Origin of the sequence: Acetobacter okinawensis JCM 25146, from assembly GCF_000613865.1 — a bacterium.
Classification (GTDB): Bacteria; Pseudomonadota; Alphaproteobacteria; order Acetobacterales; family Acetobacteraceae; genus Acetobacter; species Acetobacter okinawensis.
The window spans coordinates 1-20,401 of record NZ_BAJU01000041.1 but is presented as its reverse complement, the minus strand read 5'-3'; the positions used below and the strand labels follow the sequence as shown (position 1 = coordinate 20,401).

Here is a 20,401-nt window from a genome sequence, read left to right as displayed (position 1 = left end):
GCCGATTCCGACCCCGCCCAGCGCTTTGCCGCCCGGCTGGAGGAGGCCCGCGCGGCCTTTGGTGTTGGCGCTTTTCTGGAGGCGCGCGGTATCCTGACCGTGGCTTTGGAGGACGACCCCGAAGAAGCAGTGCGGCCGGAGGTCAGCTTTCTGCTCGCTGCCTCCGAACTGCTGAGCGGGAACATGGATGGCGCGTTCCTGCTTGAAGGCCCGTGGCCTGATAACGAGCAGCGGGCCACACAGCTCTGGCGCGGTCTCTACCTTGCCTCCCGAGGGGGGCACGAGGCAGAGGCGGCGCATCTGCTGGCGCGCGATTTTTCCCGTCTGGATAACTACCCCAACAGTGTGCGCAGCGTACTGCTGCCCTTTGCCGCAGAGCAGATTGGCCGTTACGGCTCTGCGGAGGACCTGAGCGTGCTGGACAAGCTGCCCAAGGGAGCAGCCTACACGCTGGCAAGCGCTTTTCGTGACCTGCGCACGGGTAGGCGCTCTCAGGCGTATGATGCGTTTAACGCGCTTTCGGTCGATCCGGACCCCGTGGTGGCGGAAAAGGCGCTGGAGCAGAAGATCTCGCTCGACATGTCCGACGGCAAGCTGACCCCGGTTGCCGCGGCCGATATGTTCAGCAGCCTTATGCCCGATGCCCGTCTGGCCGGACGGGAGGCCACGGTGCGGCTGTTACAGGCCGATGCCTACATGCGTGCACACAAGTGGCCCGAGGCACTGGCAACACTGGACCTTGTCAAAGACACACCCGAGCAGGTGTCCGAACCTGTGCTGTCCCCCATGCTGTTCCAGACCCTTGCCGCCGTGGCGTCCGAGGTGGTCAAGGACACGGACCGCGATGCCATTCTGCACGGTGCGGCCATGCTGCGCGCCCATCTGTCCGCCTTGCAGCCGGGGACCAAAAAAGGCGAGATTCTGATGGCTTACGGCAAAATGCTGCTGGGCCTTGGTCTGGCGGACGAGGCGCAGCAGGCGTTCTCCGATGCCGTACCCATGCTGGACTCGCCCGAGCTCAAGGCGTTGGCAGGGCAGGGGCTGGCCGAATCCTATATTGCGCTCAAGGACCTTGATGGCGCGACCGATGTGCTCAAACGCACCGATGACCCCAGCCTGCCGGATGACATGAAGTCCTCCCGCCGTCGCCTTCAGGCCCGGATCAATCTCGCCCGAGGCGACCAGACGGCAGCCCTTGGCCTGCTGAACGGGGACAGTTTTGCCGACTCGCTGGACATGACCGCTCGCATCCACGAAAGCCGGGGCGAATGGCCCGCCGCCGTGGCCAGTGTGCGCAAAATGGCGGAGGCGGATATTCCCCCCCACGGGCCACTCAGCGCCCCGCAGCAGACACTCGCCCTGCGTCTGGCCTCCGATGCGTCTCAGGCATCGGATGCACAGACACTGGCATGGCTGGCACAGCTTGTGGGCGACCGCACTATGGATGGGGAGAGCGGGCGCGTGTTCCGCCTGCTAACGCAGGTGGGTGCGCCCAAACCCGCCACCCCCGGAGCCACACCGGCAGCCACAACACCAGCCCGCCCGTAAGGTTACGGGTCCGGGGTCAGCCCCCCAGTAGCAGCCGCGCCCAGTGTGGCAGGGCGGGGCTGCTGGTTAGCAAAAACACCAGCAGCAGGCCAAGGGCTGCGGGCAGGGCCGTCGGGTAGCGCCAGACGGGGCGCGCACCAGCAAGGGGGGCGGCCTGTACAAAGGGGGTGTGGAACTGCCCCCGCACCGCGCGCACGCCCAGCAGCACACAGCCCGCAAACAGCATAAAGGCCCACAGCCCGCCCAACCCTACCCATGCCCCGCATGCGCAGAGCAGCAGCATATCCGCGCCGGACAAAAAATTGCCCCGCAGGCGCACGGACAGGCCAAACAGCCCCAGCCCCCCAGTACCCAGCCCACACAGGCCCCAGCAATGGCGCTGGCCGCATGGCCCAGCACCGCACTAGCCAGCAACCCGCATAACAGCAGGGGCATGAGCAGGGCATTGGGTAGCCAGCCCTCGCGCCGTTCAAACTGGACCAGCAGGTTGGCAAGGTTAAGGGCGACCGCATCGACCAGCGCAGCCAGAGGGGAGGCGTTGAGTAGCAGCGCAAGGGTACAGGCGGCCACCAGCAGGCAACCGGCGACCAGCTCATGCTGCTGCGTAAGGCGGTCCTTTGTGCGGGGGCGCATGCCGCAGGCCACGGGCAACCAGTGCAGCGCTACCGAACAGACGCGGATGGAGGCAGGGAACCATAAAGCCACACAGACCCCTGCAAGCTGCCGGGGCCGTACGGGCCAGCAGGCTCCAGAGCAGCATGGCAAGGGTCGCTGCGGTTTGCAGGGTTGTCTCATTCAGCCTGATGGTGCGCATGGTCAGCTCGCTATGGCCACGGGGTGGTACGGCCCCTTCCTGCCCTGCCATAGCGCTGTGTGGCGCGTCTGTCATCGGGGGGAGTGTTGCGCTTTTACGGGCGGGGCGGCTGTGCGTGGGGGAATAAATCTGTGGCTATCGGGGGCAAGGGAGTCTATTATGCCCGGACCTGCCATGAGCGTGGGTGCCACGCAGCACCCGCTACGGCACTGCATACCACACAAAGGGAGCTGGCATTTTATGCTGGAGGCACTGTCATCCCAGACCGCGCTGACCCACAGCGGGACGGACCTGTTTGCATTGGCCGAAAGGCGCCTGCAATGGCTGGAGGCCCGCCAGTCTGTTCTGGCTGGTAACGTGGCCAATGCCAATACACCGGGTTATGTCTCCAAGGATGTCTCGCCATTTTCGGGCGTGCTGCAGGACCAGATGACCATGGCCATGGTCCAGACCGAGCCGGGGCATATGGCCGGGCCGGGCAACACCGCACGGGCGCGCAAGACCACGGGTGGCACCACCTCCATAGATGGCAATGAAGTCCGGCTGGAAGATGAACTGGGCAAAATAGCCGATACCAACGACCAGCAGCGTTTTGCCACCACGGTTTACACCCGCTACATGGGCCTGTTCTCCACCGCGCTTGGCACCAGTTCGTAAGGACGGAAGCAGCAGATGGATTTTACAAACACAATTGGCGTTTCTGCCGATGGCATGCGTGCTCAGGCCGAGCGCCTGCGTGTGTCGGCCGAGAACCTTGCCAATAAGGATACCACCGGCTCTACCCCCGGTGCGGACCCCTACCGCCGCAAGACCATTACCTTCCAGACTACACTGGACCAGGCTACGGGGGCGTCGAGTGTGAAGGTCAAGTCCATCGGGCAGGACCACACACCGTTTGAAACACGTTACGACCCCTCCCACCCTGCGGCGGATGCCAAAGGTTATGTGAAGGTGCCGAACGTGAACACCATGGTCGAGATTATGGACACGCATGACGCCCAGCATTCGTATGAAGCGAATCTGAACACCATGCAGATCACCCGCTCCATGCTGACCCGCACCATCAATCTGATGAAATAAGGCCCTAGGCCAGCAGAATACTGGAGTGCTCTGTCCGGTGCTATGCATGGCGCTGGTCCATGGTGCTTTGTATTGGAGTTGACCCGGCCATAGCCGAGTAAAAACATGAACTCTTTTGGTTTGTCTCCCCTCCTGCGGCAGGCGTTGCAGGGGCAGGATATTACGCATTATCGGGCGGAACTGCTGAATAAAGCCGCGCAGAAGCCGGATGCGCAAATCCTGCTCGATCTGGCGCTGATCATGCAGTTGACGTTTGAAAACGAGCAGGCCGAAGCCTTTTTAACCGCAGCCTCAAGCTCCAGCAGACCTTTAACCTCGCTCGCGCGGACAAGGATGCCCTGCGGCTGCTGGTGGTAAAAACCCCCGGAGACCTGACCGCCAACACCCCCATTGAGTGCATTCTGGAAAACGCACCTGTCCATATGGATGTGGTGTATGTGGGCGCGGGCCTTGCATGGCCGCAGGAACTCCCCCCGTATGACCTGATTTTTGTGGCTGTGGGCGAGGCAGATACCCACAATGCCGTACTGGCCGATCTGGCAAAAGCACTGGCCCACAGCCCGGTGCCGGTGCTGAACAGGCCGCAGTATATTCCCCAGCTCTCCCGCTCGGCGGCCTATGACCTGCTGCACACGGTGCCGGGCCTGCATATGGCCCAGACCTATCGGCTGGAGCGCAACACATTGCAACAGATTGGCGCAGGGCAGGTGGCACTGGAGGCGTTGGGCCTTAATCTGGCTTATCCGTTTATTGTGCGCCCACTGGGCCTGCATGGCGGGATCGGCCTGAGCAAAATAGACAGACCTGCGGACCTAAGCGCTTATCTGGCCGATGTGGGGGCCGAACTGTTCTTTGTCGCCAACTTTATCAACTATGCATCGGACGACCAGCTTTACCGCAAATATCGTGTGGTGCTGGTGGAGGGGCGGCCTTATCTGGCGCATATGGGTATTTCCGCACACTGGATGGTGCACTACCCCTATAAGGAAATGAAGGAATTCGCCTCCCGCCGGGAGGAGGAAGCCCACGCCATGCTCCATTTTGATCAGGAGTTTGGCCAGCGCCACGCTGCCGCCCTGAGCGGTATTTATGACGCCGTAAAACTGGATTATTTTGGTTTTGACTGTGCTGAAACAACAGACGGCAGGCTGCTGGTGTTTGAACTCTCCAACGCCCTGATTATCCACGCCTGTGATGATGCGCTCGTTTTCCCCTATAAACTCCCGCAGATGCACAAAATCTTTGCGGCATTTTATACCATGCTCAAAAACCGGGTCCGGGTGCTGGCGGCTCCGTAAGCAGGTCGCGCGCTTTTGGGTATGGGGGCCAGTGCGGTGCTATTGGTGCCGCGTCTGGTCCGGCCTGTCTGGCGTATGCTCCGGTCCCATTGTCTGGTCATGCTGTACCCCCGCTGTTCTCGCACGCATGTGGGCGTGTTTGGGGCTGACTGACTAATCCGTTCTATGCAGATGTTGCGTGCTTTCTGCCTGTTGTGGCAGAGGGGCGGCTTTGTGTTTTTTGGGGAATTATGCGCCCTGTTTGGCACTTGTCGCAGAGTGCTGCGGTACCTGTGGCCATGGCCTGAGCGCCAGCCCGGTGGGGCGCTGAGGTAGCCTGTCAGGCAAAAAAATACCCCCGGCTTTCGCCGAGGGCACTTTTTGTCGACTGTCTCAGTAAGATTACTGGAACAGGGACAGGATGTTCTGGGACTGACCGTTGGCGATCGAGAGGGACTTGATGGCCAGGGACTGCTTGGTCTGCAGGGAGGTCAGCTTTGCGCTTTCTGCGGACATGTCAGCATCGGTCAGGGCGCCAACGCCGGTCGTCAGGTTGTCAGAAACCGTCTGGCCGAAGGTGGTCATGTTGGCGATGTTCTTGGTGTTCTGACCCAGTTCAGAGGTCACGTTCGTCATAGCCGTGATGGCTTTCTGAACAGCGGCAATGGCTTTGGTCAGGTCGAAGTCGCCCGATGCACCGCCCCAGGAAGCGGAGAGGCTGCCATCGGTGGTGAGGAAGCCGTTGGCGGTTGCCAGGCCGTTGCTGTCAACGCCGGTGGACAGACCCAGAGCTTCGGACAGGGAGGCCGTGGAGCCGGTCCCGGTAACGCCGCTCACACCGTTGATGATGCTGAACAGGTTGCTGATGGTTGCCGTGCTGCCCTGCAGGCCGGTCACGTACACAACGCTGGCAGCGGTGATGCCGTTGAAGGAACCCGTGGTGGATGCGCTGGAGGAGCTGACCAGCAGGTTCACGCCGTTGGTGGTGGCGTTGGTTGCAATGGTGTCGATCTGCTTCAGATAACCCGTGATTTCGGTGTTGATCTGGGCGAGGGAGGTGGAGCTGCCTTCGTTGCTGCCGATCGTGGTGACGGCTGCCTGGACTTCAGCCAGAACGGACAGGATCTGGTTGGCTGCGCTGTTGGTGGAGCTCACAACGGTGGAAGCGAAGGACAGACCGTCGTTCACTGCGCCCTGACCGGCAATGTTGCCGTTCATCTGCGAAGCAATACCGAAAGCAGCCGGGCTGTCGGAAGCGTTGGCAACTTTTTTACCGGTGGAAACGGCGTTTTCCGTTGCGGACAGAGCGGTCTGGGTTGCGTTCAGGGTTTCCAGAGCAACCATTGCGGAGGTGTTGGTGTTAATCGAAAGGCTCACGTTGTGATCTCCAGTTCGGTGGGCAGATGCCCTTGTTTCAAAGCTGAATAAACTCCCGAACGGCTAAGAGAAGGTTAACGCGATCATTTTTTTTTGAAGGCCGTGCAAAAAGTTCCCTCACCTTCGGCGCGCAGGTCTTCACAATCAGGGTTGGGTGCAAAAAACTGGCAGTTTTTCGGGTGTTTTTGCGTTGTGTTTTTTTTGGGTGGACATAAAAAAACCTCCCCCACAAGGGAGGAGGTCCGGGCTGGAATCCAAGGGAACTCCAGCCAATACGGTTACTATTGGTTGTTAACCGTTAAGCACTTGCGCGGTCTGGGGCGGTGTCCTGTGCTTTTTCCAACGCGCGCAGGTAGGGCCGCTCCTTGGTCAGGGTTGCGGGCATGGGCATGTCCAGCGTGTCGGCAAAGCGGGTCGGGGCTGGGGTGTCCTGCGGCTGTGTGGCCTGTGTGGCGGCAAGGGCTGCGGCACTGCTGGCAGCCGTTGCACTTTCCAGCGCGGATTGCACAAGCTGCTGGGCCGTGTGCTGTGCGCTCTGGCTGGCCTGCTCCAGTTTTTCCAGTGTTTCCTCAATTGCCAGACGTGCGGTTTCGGCCTGTGTGATCAGGCTTTCCATCCGCCGTTCCTGCGAAGGCACCTGCGTGAGAACCGAGTCCAGCCGGTCCGCGACCGAATCGGCCTTGGTGGCCATGTCATCCAGCTCGGTGCCGGTGACCTTGGCCTGCTCGATCATGCGGCTGAGCGGGCGACCGCTGACCTCGCCTGCCACGCGCAGCTTGTCCACGCCTTCTTCTGCCTGATTGACGCTGCTTTCCAGCTTTTCCACCAGTTCGAGCAGGCTGGCCCGGTCGCGCTTGAGGCCACCCAGCACCCGCCCAAGGTAAAAGCTGTAAATAATGCCAAGGAACAAGAAGACGGAGAGGATGATCTCTATGATCATCTGGATCTGTGTGAACATCATTCAGGTGACCCTCCAGTCTGATCCTGTGTTGTCGCAGCGTTTGGCTGCGGGTGGGGGGGCTGTGGCGGTACGCCAAGGGGGGGCGGCAGGTGGTGTTCCTCCGGCGGGACAAGCCTGCGCTGGATCTTGACTGCGTTCTTGTTGCCAAGCTTGCCCAGTCGGCCGTCAAACAACGGAGTCTGTCCGCATTGCAAGCGGATGGGGAAGGGCGCGCCCTGCTTGTGTGGGAAGGTCATGAGTGAGCCGATCTTGAGGTTGAGCACCTCGGAGAGCGGGACAATCTTCTCGTCAAACACGGCGGAGACCTGCGCGTCCGTTTCCAGAATTTCGGAAAACAGATGGTCTTCCCAGATCGAGTCGCGGCCGAATTTTTCCCCCATGAACTGCTGGGAGAGCTGGTCACGCACCGGCTCCAGCGTGGCATAGGGGATAATCAGGTCCATGTTGCCGGTGCGGTCTTCCATATCAATATGGAGCTTGGCCAGCACCACGGCGTTGGAAGCGCGGGCAATTGCCGCAAAGCGGGAGCTGACTTCCAGCCGCTCAAACGTCAGGTCCACATTGCATACGGGGCTGAAGGCAACGGACAGGTCGTTCAGGGTCAGGGTGATCAGTTTTTCAATCAGTGCGCGTTCAATGGCGGTATGGGGGCGTGTTTCCACCCCTGCGTGCCCAACCCCGCGCGGACCACCCATAAGAATGTCGATAATGGAGTAGGACATGGCCGAGTCCACAACGACCAGCCCGTAGTTGTCCCACTGAACAGCCTTGAACACCGCAAACATGGAGGAGGACGGCACAGCCCCCATGTAGTCGCCAAAGCGCAGCGAGCGAATGCCCTCGATTGTTATTTCAACGTTATCATTGGTGAAGTTGCGTAAGGTCGCGGACAGGATGCGTACAAGCCGGTCAAAAACAATTTCCAGCATGGGCAGGCGTTCGTAGGCCACAAACCCGGCCTTGATAACGCGCTCCATGCCGGTTTCTTCCGGCTCGTCAAACCCGCCAAAGGTGTGGCCCAGCAGGTTGTCAATTTCGGACTGGTCGAGCAGGTGGCTGCCAAACGGGTCTTCCTCCGGCGTGGCTTCGGGTTCGCCATGCTCGGTGCCAGCATCGTGCGCGTCCGGGTGATCGGTCCCGTCATTTTCCGGTGCAGCGGCGGAGTGGTCGTCCTGCGCAGGGTCAGCGTGCGCGGCCTCACCCTGCGGCGCGGTGTCCTGTCCCTCTTCCGTATGCGGGGTGTCGGGGGCTGCGTCTGCTTCGGGTTCGTGGGGGCCCGGGCCTGCTGCTGTGTCGTCTACATCCTGCATGTGGTTTGTCGCTACGGTTCCTGAAAGGGGGCTGTTTACGCGGGTGTCAGAAGCAGGAGCGCTTTACTGGACAAGGAATTCAACAAGATACAGGTTTGTCACCTGCAAGGGAGCAAGCTGGGCACGCAGGCGGCGCAGAATGGATTCGCGCAGCCGGTAAATGCCATTCCCACGGATGTCCTGCGGGCGTGTTTCGTGCAGGTAGGTCTGGAACACGTCCTGAATTTCGGCAATCCGGTCCTGCAATGCGGCCTCGTTGGGGACGCCGCTGATTTCCACCTTGGCGGTCAGCTTGACGTAAACAGGGTGCCCGCCTGATGTATCAAGGTTGGAGACCATGGGCGGAATACCCAGCAGAATGGGCGGATGCATGGCGGCTGCGGCCTTGCTGCCCACGTTCTGCTTGAGCTTGGACGTAAAGATTTTATCCTTTTCCCAGAACACGCCACCGCCAATAAGGAGAACAAGACCGGCAGCACCCGCCATCATCAGTTTCCGCTTGGACTTGGGGGCGTCTGCTCTGGGAACTGCTGCGGCAGCATCTGCTTCTTGTGCGCCGGTTACAGTCTCGCTCATGTCTGGTGGGCTCCGGAATGGTTAATCAAATACACCTGTTATCAGTTTAACCGTTGCTGCGCACCTACTCAATGGTGGAGAGGCAGGCTTATTGCACGTGCACGCACGCAAAATGGCGTATCTGTGAGTACGCTCATTATAAATCCACTATGTGATTTGATGATTTATTTAAATTGTAAACATGTTGCGGATTAGGCCGGGAAATTTTCCAGAGGCCCGGAAGATTGTTATGCTTGGAAGACAACAGCGTTGCGCTGGCACAAAAGTGGCAGGCGCTGGCAGATCAGGCGCAGCCCGTCGGGCGGTTGCAGGCTCCGCTGAAGACATACTATTTTTACGTAAACTAACCACATGGCCCACATGGGCGTGTGTGCTCATGTGGGTCAGCAGTGCCTGGTGGTTGGCTCGGGGTCAGGCGGGTGTCTCGTGTGGGTGCCCCAGAGCAATAAATGGCTGGCCGAACAGATGGAACCAGAGCCGTTCCATAATGTGTCCGGCCATATTGTTGGCGCGGACCTCCAGCACGGCTTTTAACAGCACATCCTTGGGTACAGCATGCACGGCGCTGTTGCGTACGCCAAAAACAGCCGCATAGGGGAACACGCCCAGCGTGGCCTGAGCCGCTTTTTTCTGCAAAGCATCGTAGCCGATCCGGCCAAAAAAATCGGCAGCAATATTTGTGCCGTTTGCAACGCCATAATACGCAAAATACAGGTTGGAAATTAAAAACGCACCCTCATCATAAGAGTAGATCGGGCCCCAGTTATAAAGCGAAAAAATTTCGTCACGGGTGGGTTTGCCCGTTTTGGCCATGTAGCTTTTTATCAGGTGTTTGGGTGGAAAGTTGTACTTCCACTGGGAGGAATACCCCCATGCCGTGCCCTCAAACGACTGGTGCAACAGGTGCAGAAAGTCCGGGGAGTGTTCAAAAGGATCAGCTTGGGAAAAAACGGTGTAAGAATCTGTTGTGCTCATGTTGCCGAGCATGTGCAGTAAATACGTATCAGACTCCCGGCCAATATTTTCCAGTTTTACGTACTGGTGTATTTTGTGGCGTATGGATGAAAGGTCTATATCATCCCCCTTGTTGTATAAAAAGATGTTGTATCCATCAGGGACCTGACTGAGCCATGAAACATCTTCATTGTATCGCGCTATAACAAGGTCTGGCATGGGGGCTCCAAATATAAAAGCAATGTAAATCGGGCGTAGGGGCTGCGATGTAGGGGGCTATTTAACCGTTGTGGGGTTTTACGGCATAGTCTGTCAGCCTTTTGCTGTGACGTGCTGAGTTGATCCACGGGTCAAAATTCTGCACCGCCTGTAGCTGTGGGTGGCGCGCCCAGTGGTCGTGCACAATAAAATTCAGGAGTGGGCCTGCCATAATGGGTGCAGGTAAACCATACCCCGGACGGTTCTCAGCCTGTGCCATATGGCAGGCGAACTGGCGTATGCCCGTCTGGACCTCTGCCGCCTGTGTAAAAAAGTGGCGTGTGTCCAGCCTGCCTTCATCGACAGTATAGTCGTGATTGCGAGGAGAAAACCCGATCACGGGTGCCTGTGGCGCAGAAAAGAGGAATTCCGTGAGCACGTGGTTGGCAGCAAGAGCCTCCACCATACCCGCACCAAGTGTGCTGGTCTGCAAAAAAGACTTTATATGCAGGGATTTTTGCCGTTCTCTGGTCTGCTTGGTTTCACTTAAGGCAAAAGAGTACCCCGTGATGTTCAGGGGCATGAACTCACCCAGTGCGCGGGCAAAAAGCTCCTGCGTAGCACCCTGCCAGTCCAGATTGACAAGTGCAATCCGTGCCCCATCGGCCAGACCGTTTTCAACCATATAGCGGTACAGACCGCGGCGGTTATTCTGGCAGATTTTTGCAATTTCCGGCCGCCATGCGAACAGGAAATCGGTCAGTTTTTTCAGGTCAAGCTGTGCAATGCTCTGCTGTGTGTCTAATCCCAGATTGGCCAGAACACCAGCAGAAGGGACAGGCACACCGCTGCGTGCAAGCAGTTCTGGCAGGCAGAGGTCCTGTGACTGGCCGATAAAGTCCGACAGGCGGTTAAAAAACCGTGACGTATCATTGCCCAGTATATGGGTCGGGTCCATGCAGGTCAGAATGAACAGGGCCTGTGAGGCGGGGAGATGATGGCTGGAGGCAAACGGCTCCTCCGTGCTGGCGGCCCGTCTGCTCTGCATCAGGTCATGCAGAATATAACCGGACTGACCTAAAAAGAGGATATGGTCAATCCTGTCCTGTCTGGCCTGTGTGATAATCCATTCGACAAAACCCACAGCCGCTGGTCCCGCCGTTATAAAGGCAAGCTCGCTCAGGCTCCCCGCGGTGTGTGCGCTGCCCGGAACAGGCCCAAATGCCTGTGTGAATGCTTGGGTGGCAGACTGTGTTGTCTGTTCAGTATTCAAGGTCTGCATCTTTGGGGCACTCTATTGGCAGGGAGGCGGTAAAACAGGGCAGGAACAGTTCCGACATACTAAAACGGCTTGGGCCATAAGGCAGGATCACATTGCTAGCGTAAAATCCCTGCTCTGCTGGTTCAGGTTGGGGTTGTAAAATGGGTCAGACATAAACATGGAGGGATGGTGCGCATAAAGGCGCTGCCAGTCATGCTGGAGCCGGTTGCGGCGCTCAGCTGTGGCAAAATCGCTACCGCGTGAGATGGACTCATAATGCAAGAAGCGCGCTGAAGGGCAAATGACATTATAGAACTGTTGTGCAAGCAGGCGGTAGCAGAACTCAATATCGTTATAGGCGACGGGGAATGATTCGTTAAAACCACCGATCAGATCACATTTTTTGCGCTCAATCATCATGCACGCTCCGGTCACGGACGACCAGTCATATTCCAAAACATTACGCATGCCGTAGCCGTGGATGGTGTCGGGCTGACGCAGGAAGGCATGTTCTGGACCAGAAGGCAGGTTGATGAGGCCTGTATGCTGCATGTATTCCCCGCCCGGATAGAGCAGTTTGGCACCCACTGCACCAACATGGGGCAGTTGTGCGTAACCGATCATGCGGGCCAGAGCATCGGGGGCGAGCAGTTCGGTGTCATCATTCAAAAAGAGCAGAATATCCCCGCCTGATGCCCGGATTCCTATGTTGTTCAGTTCGGAATAATTGAAAGGGGCAGCATGGCGTATCATACGTACGTCTTTGCGCGCCCTGAGGTCATCGAGAATGGAGAGGGTTTCAGGCTGATCCGAACCGTTGTCCAGAATGACGAATTCTATGTTGTCCCACTGATTTTTGGCAGCAAAGGACTGAATGCACTGGAGCAGAATTTTCCCGTTATTTTTGCTGGGGATAATGACAGACACAAGAGGTGAACCCTGCACGGCATAGGCCACCCTGTGGTAATCTGGTGTGCTCTGTACAGGCTCCAGCCGGGCCGTCAGGCTGCGCCGCTGGAGGGCGGCCTCCCTTGCGCGCAGGCCTGCGGCAACAATATCGGCACGGCTTTGTACGGTTGCGCTGGCTGCGGGTGCGTGCTGGCGGGCATGATACAGAACCTTGCTGACATGCGCGATCCGGGTCGTGTTCTCGCTCATGCGCAACACAAGGTCCCAGTCCTGTGCACCATCAAATGCGGGATGAAAGCCCCCCAGTGTTTCCAGAAAAGTTTTGCGCACACAGCATGTATGGCCTGTGTACATCAGGCTCATGCAGGTATCGGGCGACCAGTCTGGTTTAAACTGCGGCTCGGTATAGTCCCCGGTCTGGGTTAGTGTGTCCTCATCGGCATAAATATAGTCCGCGCTGGTGTGCAGAATGCAGTCAGCGAGTTCATACAGGCAGTCATGAGTCAGTTCGTCAGCCTGACCCAGAAAAAGACTGTAATTGCCACGTGTTTGCGCAATACCTGCATTCAGTGCCTCGGAAAGACCGCAGCCCGTAAGCGTGACAACCTTTACTTTGGGGTCATTGAGGCCACCAAGGAAGGAAAGTGTCTGGGGGTCAGTGCTCCCGTTGTTGACCAGAATAAGTTCCCAGTGGGGGAACCATTGGTGCTGAACGGAGGCCAGCATGCGCTGTGCGTGCAGCAGGCTGGTATTGTGCATTGGCACGATAATGGAAAACTCGATCGTGCTTTTGTCTGCAATGGATGCAGCAAGGCCGTAAGGCGGCGCTTTGGGGATATAGGTGTAATCGACCGGTGCAATCTGGATTGCGTATGTGCCGTTTATGTCTGCGCTGGAGGGGGAGGCAGATGTGTCGGGCTGAAATTTAAAATACCGGTTGGTTGCGGTATTGGAGATGATTTTTTCTACGGCTTCGGTTTCTTGGAAAAAATTCTTTCCATACAGATCAAGCATGAACGTATTTTTGGAAAGCAGGCCGTAAAAAATTGTCACCAGCTTGGTGCATATGGCCATGTCGGCCTGAAGAACCGCATGCAGGTCATAATGCTGCATTTTTGCAAGGCAGGCATCAAAAGCCTGCTTTTGTGTGGCAACGTAACGGAGCTCTGTCTCGGGGCGTTTGTCTTCAAAAAAGACCGGGCAGGCAACGGCATTTACCATTTTAACGTCTTTGACCATGCCGTGGTCGGTAAAATTGGCTATTTCCAGAAAATAGCTTTTGTACGTATCAATGCCTTCTTCCAGTATGGAGTGGAAATTGCACAGTCCATGCGTTTCCATACCCATATGCGCCCGATCCTTGGGGAGCTTGTGAATGAAAAAGGCATCCAGACTTTTGATCCCTAAATTTTCACATAGCTTTTCCAACGACCAGCCGCTCCCGCACAGGTCGACAATAATGGCGTCGTCCCTGAGCAGGGTTTTGGTGTAGGCGATGTAGTCTTCCTGACCAAACACCTTGGCGTAGCGGCTTGTGTAGTAATAGGAGCAGACAAATTCACCGGGGAACATGGCTTCAAAGAGTTTGATCCAGAGGTGGCAGTCCCGGCTTGAAAAAAGGATGTGTTTTTTCCCCAGTTTTTTAGCCAGCCTGTACAGGATGATGCTGGAGAAAAACAGCATGGGAAAATTGAAGTTGATCTGATTGATCTGCAGGCTGCGCTCATGCCCGACATTGGACCAAGTGGACAGGCGCGCCTCGCGGCATAATTCACCAAATGCTGGGAATGTAATGTCAAAAAAGATTTTTTCCAGCGGGGTAATCTGGTGGCTGTTTGTCAGTGCAGTTGCAATGCCTGCCTGCGATGCCTGAAAAATATCTGCATGGGTATTGTCGCCGGTATGGGTCTTTATGGAAAATCTGGAGAGAATCTCAGGCCATATATAGCCGTGGTGCTTGCCATGGTTGGTCACAATAAGACCAACCTCCTTGTTCAGCCCTGCGCGTGACAGAAGGGCGCGGATATACTGCTCCTGAAGGTACATGTCTGAAATAAGGATGTCACCGTCAGATACTTTTGAAATATTTTCCTGAATAGGAATAATATTTTCAAGCTCGGTTTCTATTTCCGTGCGTTTGATCAGGTCTGTGTTGGCATCGCTCAGGGAGAGAAGGGACTGGAGCTCGGCGTAAATGTCGTCCAGATTATGTTTGCGGTGGGCAACCCTTTGCTCCGCCAGCCGACGGGCGGTGGCCAGCCCGGTTAATTTGAGTTTTTTCTCCATAATGGAAAAAATATGAAGAGGCTGCACGCAGCGTCTGGCAACCAGTGTATCAAATACATCAAATGTATTTATGCTGTTTAAGTCAGACATAACATTCCTGAAAATAGAAATTTAGAATACTTACGCATGGGGCGGCAGGCATTGCCATAGCGTTCAGGAATGCCCTGCGGTGGCTTCAGGTGTTCAGGCTCCGCGCGACGTCATTGTCCGTCAGGCACAGGGGGGGCAGGGCGGTGTAGGCTTTGATGTGGCGGTAGTGGATGTTCATCAGATGATCGACGGATGATGTGGTCAGCGCGCGGCCAAGGCCGGGGTAGAACACATCCACCGACTGGAACGGCAGGCACAGTTCGAGCAGGCGCTTGGCCCCTTTGGGGGAGAGCGCATAGCCGCAGATGCCAAAGGTCTGGGTCAGCCGGAACGCGGCGGAGGAGACATCCATATTCAGGTATTGCGGAATGCCCTTGCGCACGGTGTCCTGGTTGAAGACGGCAATGCACTGGGTAATGCCGGGCAGGAGTTCAAACTCCAGAATGCTGTCATAGTTGTTGCCCCACAGGATAATGTCCCAGTCATGGGGCAGGCTGGCAATAATACGGTCGCTTTCTTGCTCAAAGTTGCGGCACAGAAAGGCATCGTCTTCAAAAATATGGGCAGGCTTACCGCTCTGGGCAATCTGGGCCCAGAGTTTGATATGGGTCAGCCCCGAGCCAATGGCACCGGCCTTGAAGCCGCAGTCCGCCTTCATCAGCCCTTTGCTGATAATGGCGTTGCGGTCGAGTGTTTTGCCATCCAGACCGGGCATCCACTCAAAGTCGGCTATGTGGGAGTTGGACTTTAAAAATCGCTCCGTACGCTCGGGAGTTCTTTCAAGGCTGATAAAATACTTGTGCATCGGTAGTCCCGTGGAAAAGCCGTACAATGGGGGTGAGCCGGGCGTGGTTATGGTGCCGTATTCTGCCATTACGGTGCGCAATTGCAACCCGCCCAAGGCTGGTGGCCCGCGCGGGTTGGCCGTGTTGGCGGCTCAGGGCGCGGTGGGGGTAAAAAACGCGGGCAGGGCGCCCGGCCCCTGACTGGCCAGTATGCTGTCTACCTGATCGCACGCCTGCAGGGCTTCGTGGATGGTTACGTCCATGTCCAGGTAGCGGTAGGTGCCAAGCCGACCGAGGAAGGATACGCCCGTGCTGGCGCGGGCCAGATCCTCGTAACCTTGCAGCAGGGGTTGCTCACCGCTCAGGCGGATGGGGTAGTAGGGGGTATCCTGCGGCTGGGCGGCACGGCTGTATTCACGAAAATACACGCTCTGCTCAAACTGCGCCTGCTCCCACGGGGCAAAATGCTTGTGTTCGGCAATGCGGGTATAGGGCACGTCCGCATCGCAGTAGTTGATGACCGCCGTGCCCTGATAATCGGGTTCGGGGCTGACAAAACGTTCAAAATCCAGCGTTCTGTAAGCCAGCCGCCCTAGCCGGAAGCCAAAAAAGCGGTCCAGCGGGCCTGTGTAGAACACATGGTCAAAGGGTTCGGCCATATCTTCAAACCGTGCGCCAAGGCGGATATCGATCCGGTGGGCAAACTCGGCCAGAATAGCCTGCACAATGGCGGTGTACCCTGCCTCCGGCATGCCCTGATAGGGGTGGTTGAAGTAATTGTCGTCGTAATTAAAGCGCAGCGGCAGACGTTTGAGAATGGAAGCTGGTAGCGTATCCGGCTCGCAGCCCCATTGCTTGCGGGTGTAACCTTCAAAGAAGGTCTCATACAGTTCCGGCCCAACCATGCTGAGTGCCTGCTCGCGGAAGGTGCGGGGTGTGGTAATGGAGTGGTCTGCCTTGCTGGCGATAAAGGCCCGGGCCTGTGCGGGACCAAGCGTGGTTTTAAAAAGCTGGTTGATGGTTGCAAGGTTGATGGGCAGGCTGAACACCTGCCCCCGTGCAATGGCCCGCACCCGGTTGACGTAGGGGCGGAAGGTGCCAAAGCGCTGCACATAGGCCCACACACGCGCATTGGCGGTATGGAAAATATGGGGCCCAAAGCGGTGGACCATGACGCCGGTCTGGCTGTCGCGTTCGGTGTGGCAGTTGCCTGCCAGATGGGGGCGCTCGTCCACCACGACCACCCTGTGCCCCCTGCTGGCAAGGTGCCGGGCAACCACCGCGCCGCTAAACCCGGCTCCGACAACGCAGAATGTCTTTTCCACCTTGGTCTGTTCCTCTTGTGCCCGTCTGGCCCGTTGCCATGTGATGCGGGGCCATTTTACCGCCCTTTTGGCCCCATACCATGGTGCAGCGGTAAAAAACGGCAAAAAGTCACATGCCTGCGGTCTCTGGCCTGCGTAGGGTGCGGGCTGGTGTGGTGCCAGCCGTGCCGTGTTAGTGCGCGGTGGGAATGGTGGTGTTGACCCGCTCTGCCAGCCGGATGACCAGCCCGCGCATGAGTGCGGCCACATCTGCGGCGGAGCTCACGCTCCCTGTGGCCACAAGATGTACGCGCTCACGCGTAAGCGGCAGGTTGGGGTCACGCGGCAGTACGGCCCATGTGGCGTCCAGCGTGCCGACACCGTCTGTATCCACATCAAAGCGTGAAATATCGACTTGCACGCGCATGGTGGCCACATCGGCCAGCGGCTGGTCCGTAATCAACTCGGAGGGGCGTTTGTTGGACAGCACGTTGGTCAGCAGGTCCGTCACACCAATGGACAGGCGCGTGGCCCAGCGTGCGCGTGCACTCCGCAGGATTTCCTCCCCCTGCCGGGTGATGATGTCCTGCGAGTCCAGATAGTCGGGCAGGATGACGCGGCTGATGGCAATTGTTGCTGCGCGGGAGGAGAGGTGCGGCTCGCTCACGTTGGTGTCGGAGGGAACCCCCAGCGTGTACAGGCGCAGTGGGGGGGAGGCGCACCCGGCAAGGGTCAGGAGCGGGGCGCAGGCCAGAATGGCCAGCAGGGTGCGGCGTGGCGCGCAGGTCATGGGCGGCGTCCCATCAGCAGGAGTTGCGGGTTGCGTTCAATATCGGAGGAAAAGCCACGCAGCGATGCGGCGGTGGCGGCAATATCACGCAGGGCTGCGTCCAGATTGGCACGGTCGAGCGAGCGGGGGGAGAGAATACCCTGCAACGCATCCAGCGTTTTGGTGGCCGAGGCCAGTGTGGCATGCAGGTCCGCGCCGCGCGCGTTCAGCTGGGTGTTCCCCGTCTCCATCAACTGGTCCATTTTGCCCAAGGTGATGTCCAGCTTGTCCTGCAGGGTTTTTATGGCAGCGGTTGCGGCTTCTATGGTGGCGTGTGAGCTGTCAGCCGTCTGTTTTGCACTCAGTAGCAGTGGCGGCAGGTCGCGGTTCAGGCTGTCACTGAGCTGGGTGACGGAGAGCAGGGCCGCATCCGCATGGTGGCTGATTTCCTTGATGGGGATTTGTCCCAGTGAGTCCTTGAGCTTTTCCACCGCCGACATGCGCACGGGAATTTCTGGCAGGTCGGTAATGCGCGGGTGCAGCACGGGGGGGACTGCGCGGTCAAAATCCAGCTCGATGTTGGACTGCCCGGTAACAAAGCTGAGCAGGTTCAGCTCCGCACGCAGGCCAATGCTGATGAGTTCCTGAATACTCACCTTGTCCCCACCCGGTGCGTCCTTGACCACGTGGATCTGGTCGGGCTCCAGCGTAAGCACTACGGGAATGTAGGCTTTGTGGTCGGCGGGGTCAAAGCGCAGGGTAATGCTTTTGACCGTGCCCACCTTAACCCCGCGGAAGTTGACCGGAGCACCAATGGACAGCCCGGTAATGGAGTTCTGGAACACCACCACCGCCTCGCGCGAGGGGGAGAGGAAGCTCATGTGCCCAAAGGCCATGACAATAAATAAAGCCAGAAAGCCGCCCAACAGCACGAAGGCCCCGATAACGGTTTTGCGGTTTGTGCTCTCAGACATGCCGGTCTGCCTTTGTCTCGTCTGTCGTGGGGATGGTGGAGGAGCGGTTCATGAACGCCATGACTTCGGGAATGCTGCTGTTGTCGCGCAAGGTCCGCGGGGAGCCATGGGCAATGGGCCGGTGGGTGCGCGCGTCCAGAAAAATGCCATCGTCAGCAATGGCGAACAGGCTTGGCAACTCGTGGCTGACAATCACAATAGTTGCCCCCAGACCATCACGCAGGGTCAGGATCAGGTCGTCCAGCCGGGCGGAGGTAATGGGGTCCAGTCCGGCGGAGGGTTCATCAAAAAACAGAATGTCGGGGTCAAGGGCTATGGCCCGCGCAAGGCCCGCGCGCTTGCGCATCCCGCCCGAAATTTCGGACGGGTACAGGTCGATCGCCTGCTCCATACCCACAAGTCCGAGTTTGACCTCCACCAGCTTGCGCACCACATCGGGCGGCTGGGTGGTGAACATTTCCAGCGGCAGGGCCACGTTCTCGCCCACGGTCATGGAGCTCCACAGCGCACCGGACTGGAACAGAACGCCAAAGCGGTGGTTGATCTGGGTCCGCCGGTGCTCGTTCTGCGCCCAGTAGTCCTCCCCGCCCACCAGTATCTGCCCGGTGGTGGGGGGGAGCAGCCCGATCATGCTTTTGAGCAGCGTGCTCTTGCCGCAGCCCGAGCCGCCCATGACTGCAAAAATGGAGCCACGCTTGAGGTCGAACGACACGTTCTGCTGGATGATCTTGGGACCAAAGGACAGTTCCACATCCCGCACGGAAATAAGGGTATCGCTTTGCGGCATTGCTCAGATTCCCAGCGCGTTGGCCATAACGGCGAACACAGCGTCCATGGCGATAATGCCGACAATGCCAATAACCACCGCACGGGTGGCGGCAATGCCCACATCGGCGGCACTGCGCCCGGCCATAAGCCCCACGCGGCAGGCGGCAAGGGCGATAAAGCTGCCAAAAAAGAAGGCTTTGACAAACCCGAAGGCGAACTCGCGCAGTTCCACCCCGTTTACGGTGGACATCCAGTACCCCATGGGGGAGACGTCCATCATGCTCATGCTCACCACAAACCCGCCAAAAATACCAATGAGCGTGCCATACAGGTAGAGCAGGGGCATCATGAGTGAGAGCGAGAGAATGGCAGGCAGCAGGATATAGCCCGAAATGGGAATGCCAAAGACCTTGAGCGCGTCTATCTCCTCATTCCCCAGCATGGTGGAAATGCGCGCAGCATAGGCCCCACCCGTGCGCCCGGCCATGATAATGGCGGTCATAATGGCCGAAATCTCACGCGCGCAGGCAATGCCGACAAGGTTGGTCACATAAATTTCGGCGGCAAAGCGGCGCAGCTCCACCAGCCCTACAAACGCCAGAATGGCCCCGATCAGAAAATTGACCACACCCACGATCAGCAGCGCATTGGGGCCTGCGTTCCACAGGTCGGTAATCAGGTCCTTGGTGCGCATCCGGCTTTTGCCCGTGCAGGGCATGCATGGCCCCGCGCGTGGTTTCCGCCGCCAGCGTGGTGACGATCCCGGTCTCGGTCAGGGCGTTCAGGGTCAGGTCGCCGGTTTTTTCCAGCAGGTTCTGTTTGCGGCTGTCGTGGCGGGCGGGTGCGGCGGGTTTGGGGGGGAGGAGTGCCAGCAGGCGCTGGGCAGGTGTTGGCAGGCCGTCCTGCTCAAACGCAAGCCCCACACCCGCAGCCGCCTGTTTGACCTCCCACAAAAAGGAAATGAAGGACGAATCCCATTCCGTAATCCCTGCCGTATCCACGCTCAGGCTGGTGGCGTGGGGGGCGGGCGGCATGTCCGCCTCGCCAAAGGGCATGACCCCGCCGTTGTGTACGGTCCATGCGCCGCGCACATGCAGGCAGGGGCCATTGGGGCCGTCCTGCACGGACCATGCGGGTCGCGTGGCGGGGGCGGGTGCTGC

20 protein-coding genes and 1 pseudogene are annotated in these 20,401 nt (G+C 58.3%); 5 read left to right on the top strand and 16 right to left on the bottom strand.

Going from position 1 to position 20,401, the window contains the following annotated elements:
• Positions 1 to 1,548 (top strand): tetratricopeptide repeat protein (locus JCM25146_RS22540; RefSeq protein ID WP_025828505.1); only part of this gene is annotated, 1,548 nt, incomplete at its 5' end.
• Positions 1,549 to 1,564: 16 nt separating this feature from the next.
• On the opposite strand, the gene JCM25146_RS12935 is transcribed toward JCM25146_RS22540, so the two are convergent.
• The 3 genes from JCM25146_RS12935 to JCM25146_RS12925 are packed head-to-tail and all read right to left on the bottom strand — an operon-like array spanning position 1,565 to position 2,437.
• Entirely contained in the window at positions 1,565 to 1,831 is a 267-nt protein-coding gene (locus tag JCM25146_RS12935) for a hypothetical protein (protein WP_025828504.1), read from the bottom strand.
• Complete coding sequence (locus JCM25146_RS12930; RefSeq protein WP_025828501.1) at positions 1,798 to 2,181, bottom strand: hypothetical protein; 384 nt, start codon at positions 2,179 to 2,181, stop codon at positions 1,798 to 1,800. Before JCM25146_RS12930 ends, JCM25146_RS12935 begins: the two co-directional genes overlap by 34 nt.
• On the bottom strand, positions 2,141 to 2,437 hold the full coding sequence (locus tag JCM25146_RS12925) for a hypothetical protein (protein ID WP_148299092.1): 297 nt from the start codon (positions 2,435 to 2,437) through the stop codon (positions 2,141 to 2,143). The genes JCM25146_RS12930 and JCM25146_RS12925 overlap by 41 nt, the downstream gene beginning before the upstream one ends.
• 84 nt (positions 2,438 to 2,521) lie before the next feature.
• Here JCM25146_RS12925 and JCM25146_RS12920 point away from each other — a divergent pair, with 84 nt between their 5' ends.
• The 4 genes from JCM25146_RS12920 (at position 2,522) to JCM25146_RS19390 (ending at position 4,740) form a co-directional block, all read left to right on the top strand.
• Positions 2,522 to 3,019, top strand: coding sequence for a flagellar basal body rod protein FlgB (locus JCM25146_RS12920; RefSeq protein ID WP_242401127.1), 498 nt, complete (start codon positions 2,522 to 2,524; stop codon positions 3,017 to 3,019).
• Positions 3,020 to 3,034: 15 nt separating this feature from the next.
• Positions 3,035 to 3,442, top strand: a complete 408-nt coding sequence (gene flgC, locus JCM25146_RS12915; protein WP_025828495.1) for a flagellar basal body rod protein FlgC — start codon at positions 3,035 to 3,037, stop codon at positions 3,440 to 3,442.
• Positions 3,443 to 3,547: 105 nt separating this feature from the next.
• Complete coding sequence (locus tag JCM25146_RS20910; RefSeq protein ID WP_051544241.1) at positions 3,548 to 3,799, top strand: hypothetical protein; 252 nt, start codon at positions 3,548 to 3,550, stop codon at positions 3,797 to 3,799.
• A complete protein-coding gene (locus JCM25146_RS19390; RefSeq protein WP_051544239.1) occupies positions 3,793 to 4,740 on the top strand; it encodes an ATP-grasp domain-containing protein in 948 nt (315 codons plus the stop codon). Before JCM25146_RS20910 ends, JCM25146_RS19390 begins: the two co-directional genes overlap by 7 nt.
• Positions 4,741 to 5,121: 381 nt before the next feature.
• Here JCM25146_RS19390 and JCM25146_RS12905 read toward each other — a convergent pair whose 3' ends face one another.
• The 13 genes and pseudogenes from JCM25146_RS12905 to JCM25146_RS25175 form a co-directional block, all read right to left on the bottom strand.
• The gene (locus tag JCM25146_RS12905; RefSeq protein ID WP_025828493.1) at positions 5,122 to 6,096 is read right to left on the bottom strand and encodes a flagellin; all 975 of its coding nucleotides are present in this window, start codon (positions 6,094 to 6,096) and stop codon (positions 5,122 to 5,124) included.
• 298 nt (positions 6,097 to 6,394) lie between these two features.
• Positions 6,395 to 7,057, bottom strand: a complete 663-nt coding sequence (locus JCM25146_RS20905) for a DUF6468 domain-containing protein (RefSeq protein WP_051544237.1) — start codon at positions 7,055 to 7,057, stop codon at positions 6,395 to 6,397.
• Positions 7,054 to 8,367, bottom strand: coding sequence for a flagellar motor switch protein FliM (fliM, locus tag JCM25146_RS12890; protein WP_025828489.1), 1,314 nt, complete (start codon positions 8,365 to 8,367; stop codon positions 7,054 to 7,056). Before fliM ends, JCM25146_RS20905 begins: the two co-directional genes overlap by 4 nt.
• Before the next feature lie 63 nt (positions 8,368 to 8,430).
• Positions 8,431 to 8,943, bottom strand: coding sequence for a flagellar basal body-associated FliL family protein (locus tag JCM25146_RS12885; protein WP_025828488.1), 513 nt, complete (start codon positions 8,941 to 8,943; stop codon positions 8,431 to 8,433).
• 411 nt (positions 8,944 to 9,354) lie between these two features.
• The gene (locus JCM25146_RS20900; protein ID WP_025828487.1) at positions 9,355 to 10,116 is read right to left on the bottom strand and encodes a hypothetical protein; all 762 of its coding nucleotides are present in this window, start codon (positions 10,114 to 10,116) and stop codon (positions 9,355 to 9,357) included.
• Between the two features lie 61 nt (positions 10,117 to 10,177).
• Positions 10,178 to 11,368 (bottom strand): hypothetical protein, encoded by a 1,191-nt coding sequence (locus tag JCM25146_RS12870; protein WP_148299091.1) that lies wholly within the window; start codon positions 11,366 to 11,368, stop codon positions 10,178 to 10,180.
• 96 nt (positions 11,369 to 11,464) lie between these two features.
• The gene (locus JCM25146_RS20895) at positions 11,465 to 14,641 is read right to left on the bottom strand and encodes a glycosyltransferase (RefSeq protein ID WP_025828483.1); all 3,177 of its coding nucleotides are present in this window, start codon (positions 14,639 to 14,641) and stop codon (positions 11,465 to 11,467) included.
• Positions 14,642 to 14,726: 85 nt separating this feature from the next.
• On the bottom strand, positions 14,727 to 15,446 hold the full coding sequence (locus tag JCM25146_RS12860) for a glycosyltransferase family 25 protein (RefSeq protein WP_025828481.1): 720 nt from the start codon (positions 15,444 to 15,446) through the stop codon (positions 14,727 to 14,729).
• A 132-nt stretch (positions 15,447 to 15,578) separates the two neighbouring features.
• Positions 15,579 to 16,751: a UDP-galactopyranose/dTDP-fucopyranose mutase family protein gene (locus JCM25146_RS12855; protein WP_025828479.1), complete on the bottom strand. Its 1,173-nt coding sequence runs from the start codon at positions 16,749 to 16,751 to the stop codon at positions 15,579 to 15,581.
• Between the two features lie 172 nt (positions 16,752 to 16,923).
• A complete protein-coding gene (locus tag JCM25146_RS12850; protein WP_025828477.1) occupies positions 16,924 to 17,520 on the bottom strand; it encodes a PqiC family protein in 597 nt (198 codons plus the stop codon).
• Entirely contained in the window at positions 17,517 to 18,473 is a 957-nt protein-coding gene (locus JCM25146_RS12845) for an MlaD family protein (RefSeq protein ID WP_025828476.1), read from the bottom strand. The genes JCM25146_RS12850 and JCM25146_RS12845 overlap by 4 nt, the downstream gene beginning before the upstream one ends.
• On the bottom strand, positions 18,466 to 19,260 hold the full coding sequence (locus JCM25146_RS12840; protein ID WP_025828474.1) for an ABC transporter ATP-binding protein: 795 nt from the start codon (positions 19,258 to 19,260) through the stop codon (positions 18,466 to 18,468). The genes JCM25146_RS12845 and JCM25146_RS12840 overlap by 8 nt, the downstream gene beginning before the upstream one ends.
• A 3-nt stretch (positions 19,261 to 19,263) precedes the next feature.
• Positions 19,264 to 20,401 (bottom strand): annotated as a pseudogene (locus tag JCM25146_RS25175) (MlaE family ABC transporter permease); the annotation flags it as partial.

Bases quoted from the DNA above. Each gene is read 5' to 3' on its own strand.
- JCM25146_RS12935 (WP_025828504.1), bottom strand. From the start codon at position 1,831: ATGCTGCTGCTCTGCGCATGCGGGGCATGGGTAGGGTTGGGCGGGCTG.
- JCM25146_RS12930 (WP_025828501.1), bottom strand. From the start codon at position 2,181: ATGCGCCCCCGCACAAAGGACCGCCTTACGCAGCAGCATGAGCTGGTC.
- JCM25146_RS12925 (WP_148299092.1), bottom strand. From the start codon at position 2,437: ATGACAGACGCGCCACACAGCGCTATGGCAGGGCAGGAAGGGGCCGTA.
- JCM25146_RS12920 (WP_242401127.1), top strand. From the start codon at position 2,522: ATGCCCGGACCTGCCATGAGCGTGGGTGCCACGCAGCACCCGCTACGG.
- flgC (WP_025828495.1), top strand. From the start codon at position 3,035: ATGGATTTTACAAACACAATTGGCGTTTCTGCCGATGGCATGCGTGCT.
- JCM25146_RS20910 (WP_051544241.1), top strand. From the start codon at position 3,548: ATGAACTCTTTTGGTTTGTCTCCCCTCCTGCGGCAGGCGTTGCAGGGG.
- JCM25146_RS20905 (WP_051544237.1), bottom strand. From the start codon at position 7,057: ATGATGTTCACACAGATCCAGATGATCATAGAGATCATCCTCTCCGTC.
- fliM (WP_025828489.1), bottom strand. From the start codon at position 8,367: ATGCAGGATGTAGACGACACAGCAGCAGGCCCGGGCCCCCACGAACCC.
- JCM25146_RS12885 (WP_025828488.1), bottom strand. From the start codon at position 8,943: ATGAGCGAGACTGTAACCGGCGCACAAGAAGCAGATGCTGCCGCAGCA.
- JCM25146_RS20900 (WP_025828487.1), bottom strand. From the start codon at position 10,116: ATGCCAGACCTTGTTATAGCGCGATACAATGAAGATGTTTCATGGCTC.
- JCM25146_RS20895 (WP_025828483.1), bottom strand. From the start codon at position 14,641: ATGTCTGACTTAAACAGCATAAATACATTTGATGTATTTGATACACTG.
- JCM25146_RS12860 (WP_025828481.1), bottom strand. From the start codon at position 15,446: ATGCACAAGTATTTTATCAGCCTTGAAAGAACTCCCGAGCGTACGGAG.
- JCM25146_RS12850 (WP_025828477.1), bottom strand. From the start codon at position 17,520: ATGACCTGCGCGCCACGCCGCACCCTGCTGGCCATTCTGGCCTGCGCC.
- JCM25146_RS12845 (WP_025828476.1), bottom strand. From the start codon at position 18,473: ATGTCTGAGAGCACAAACCGCAAAACCGTTATCGGGGCCTTCGTGCTG.
- JCM25146_RS12840 (WP_025828474.1), bottom strand. From the start codon at position 19,260: ATGCCGCAAAGCGATACCCTTATTTCCGTGCGGGATGTGGAACTGTCC.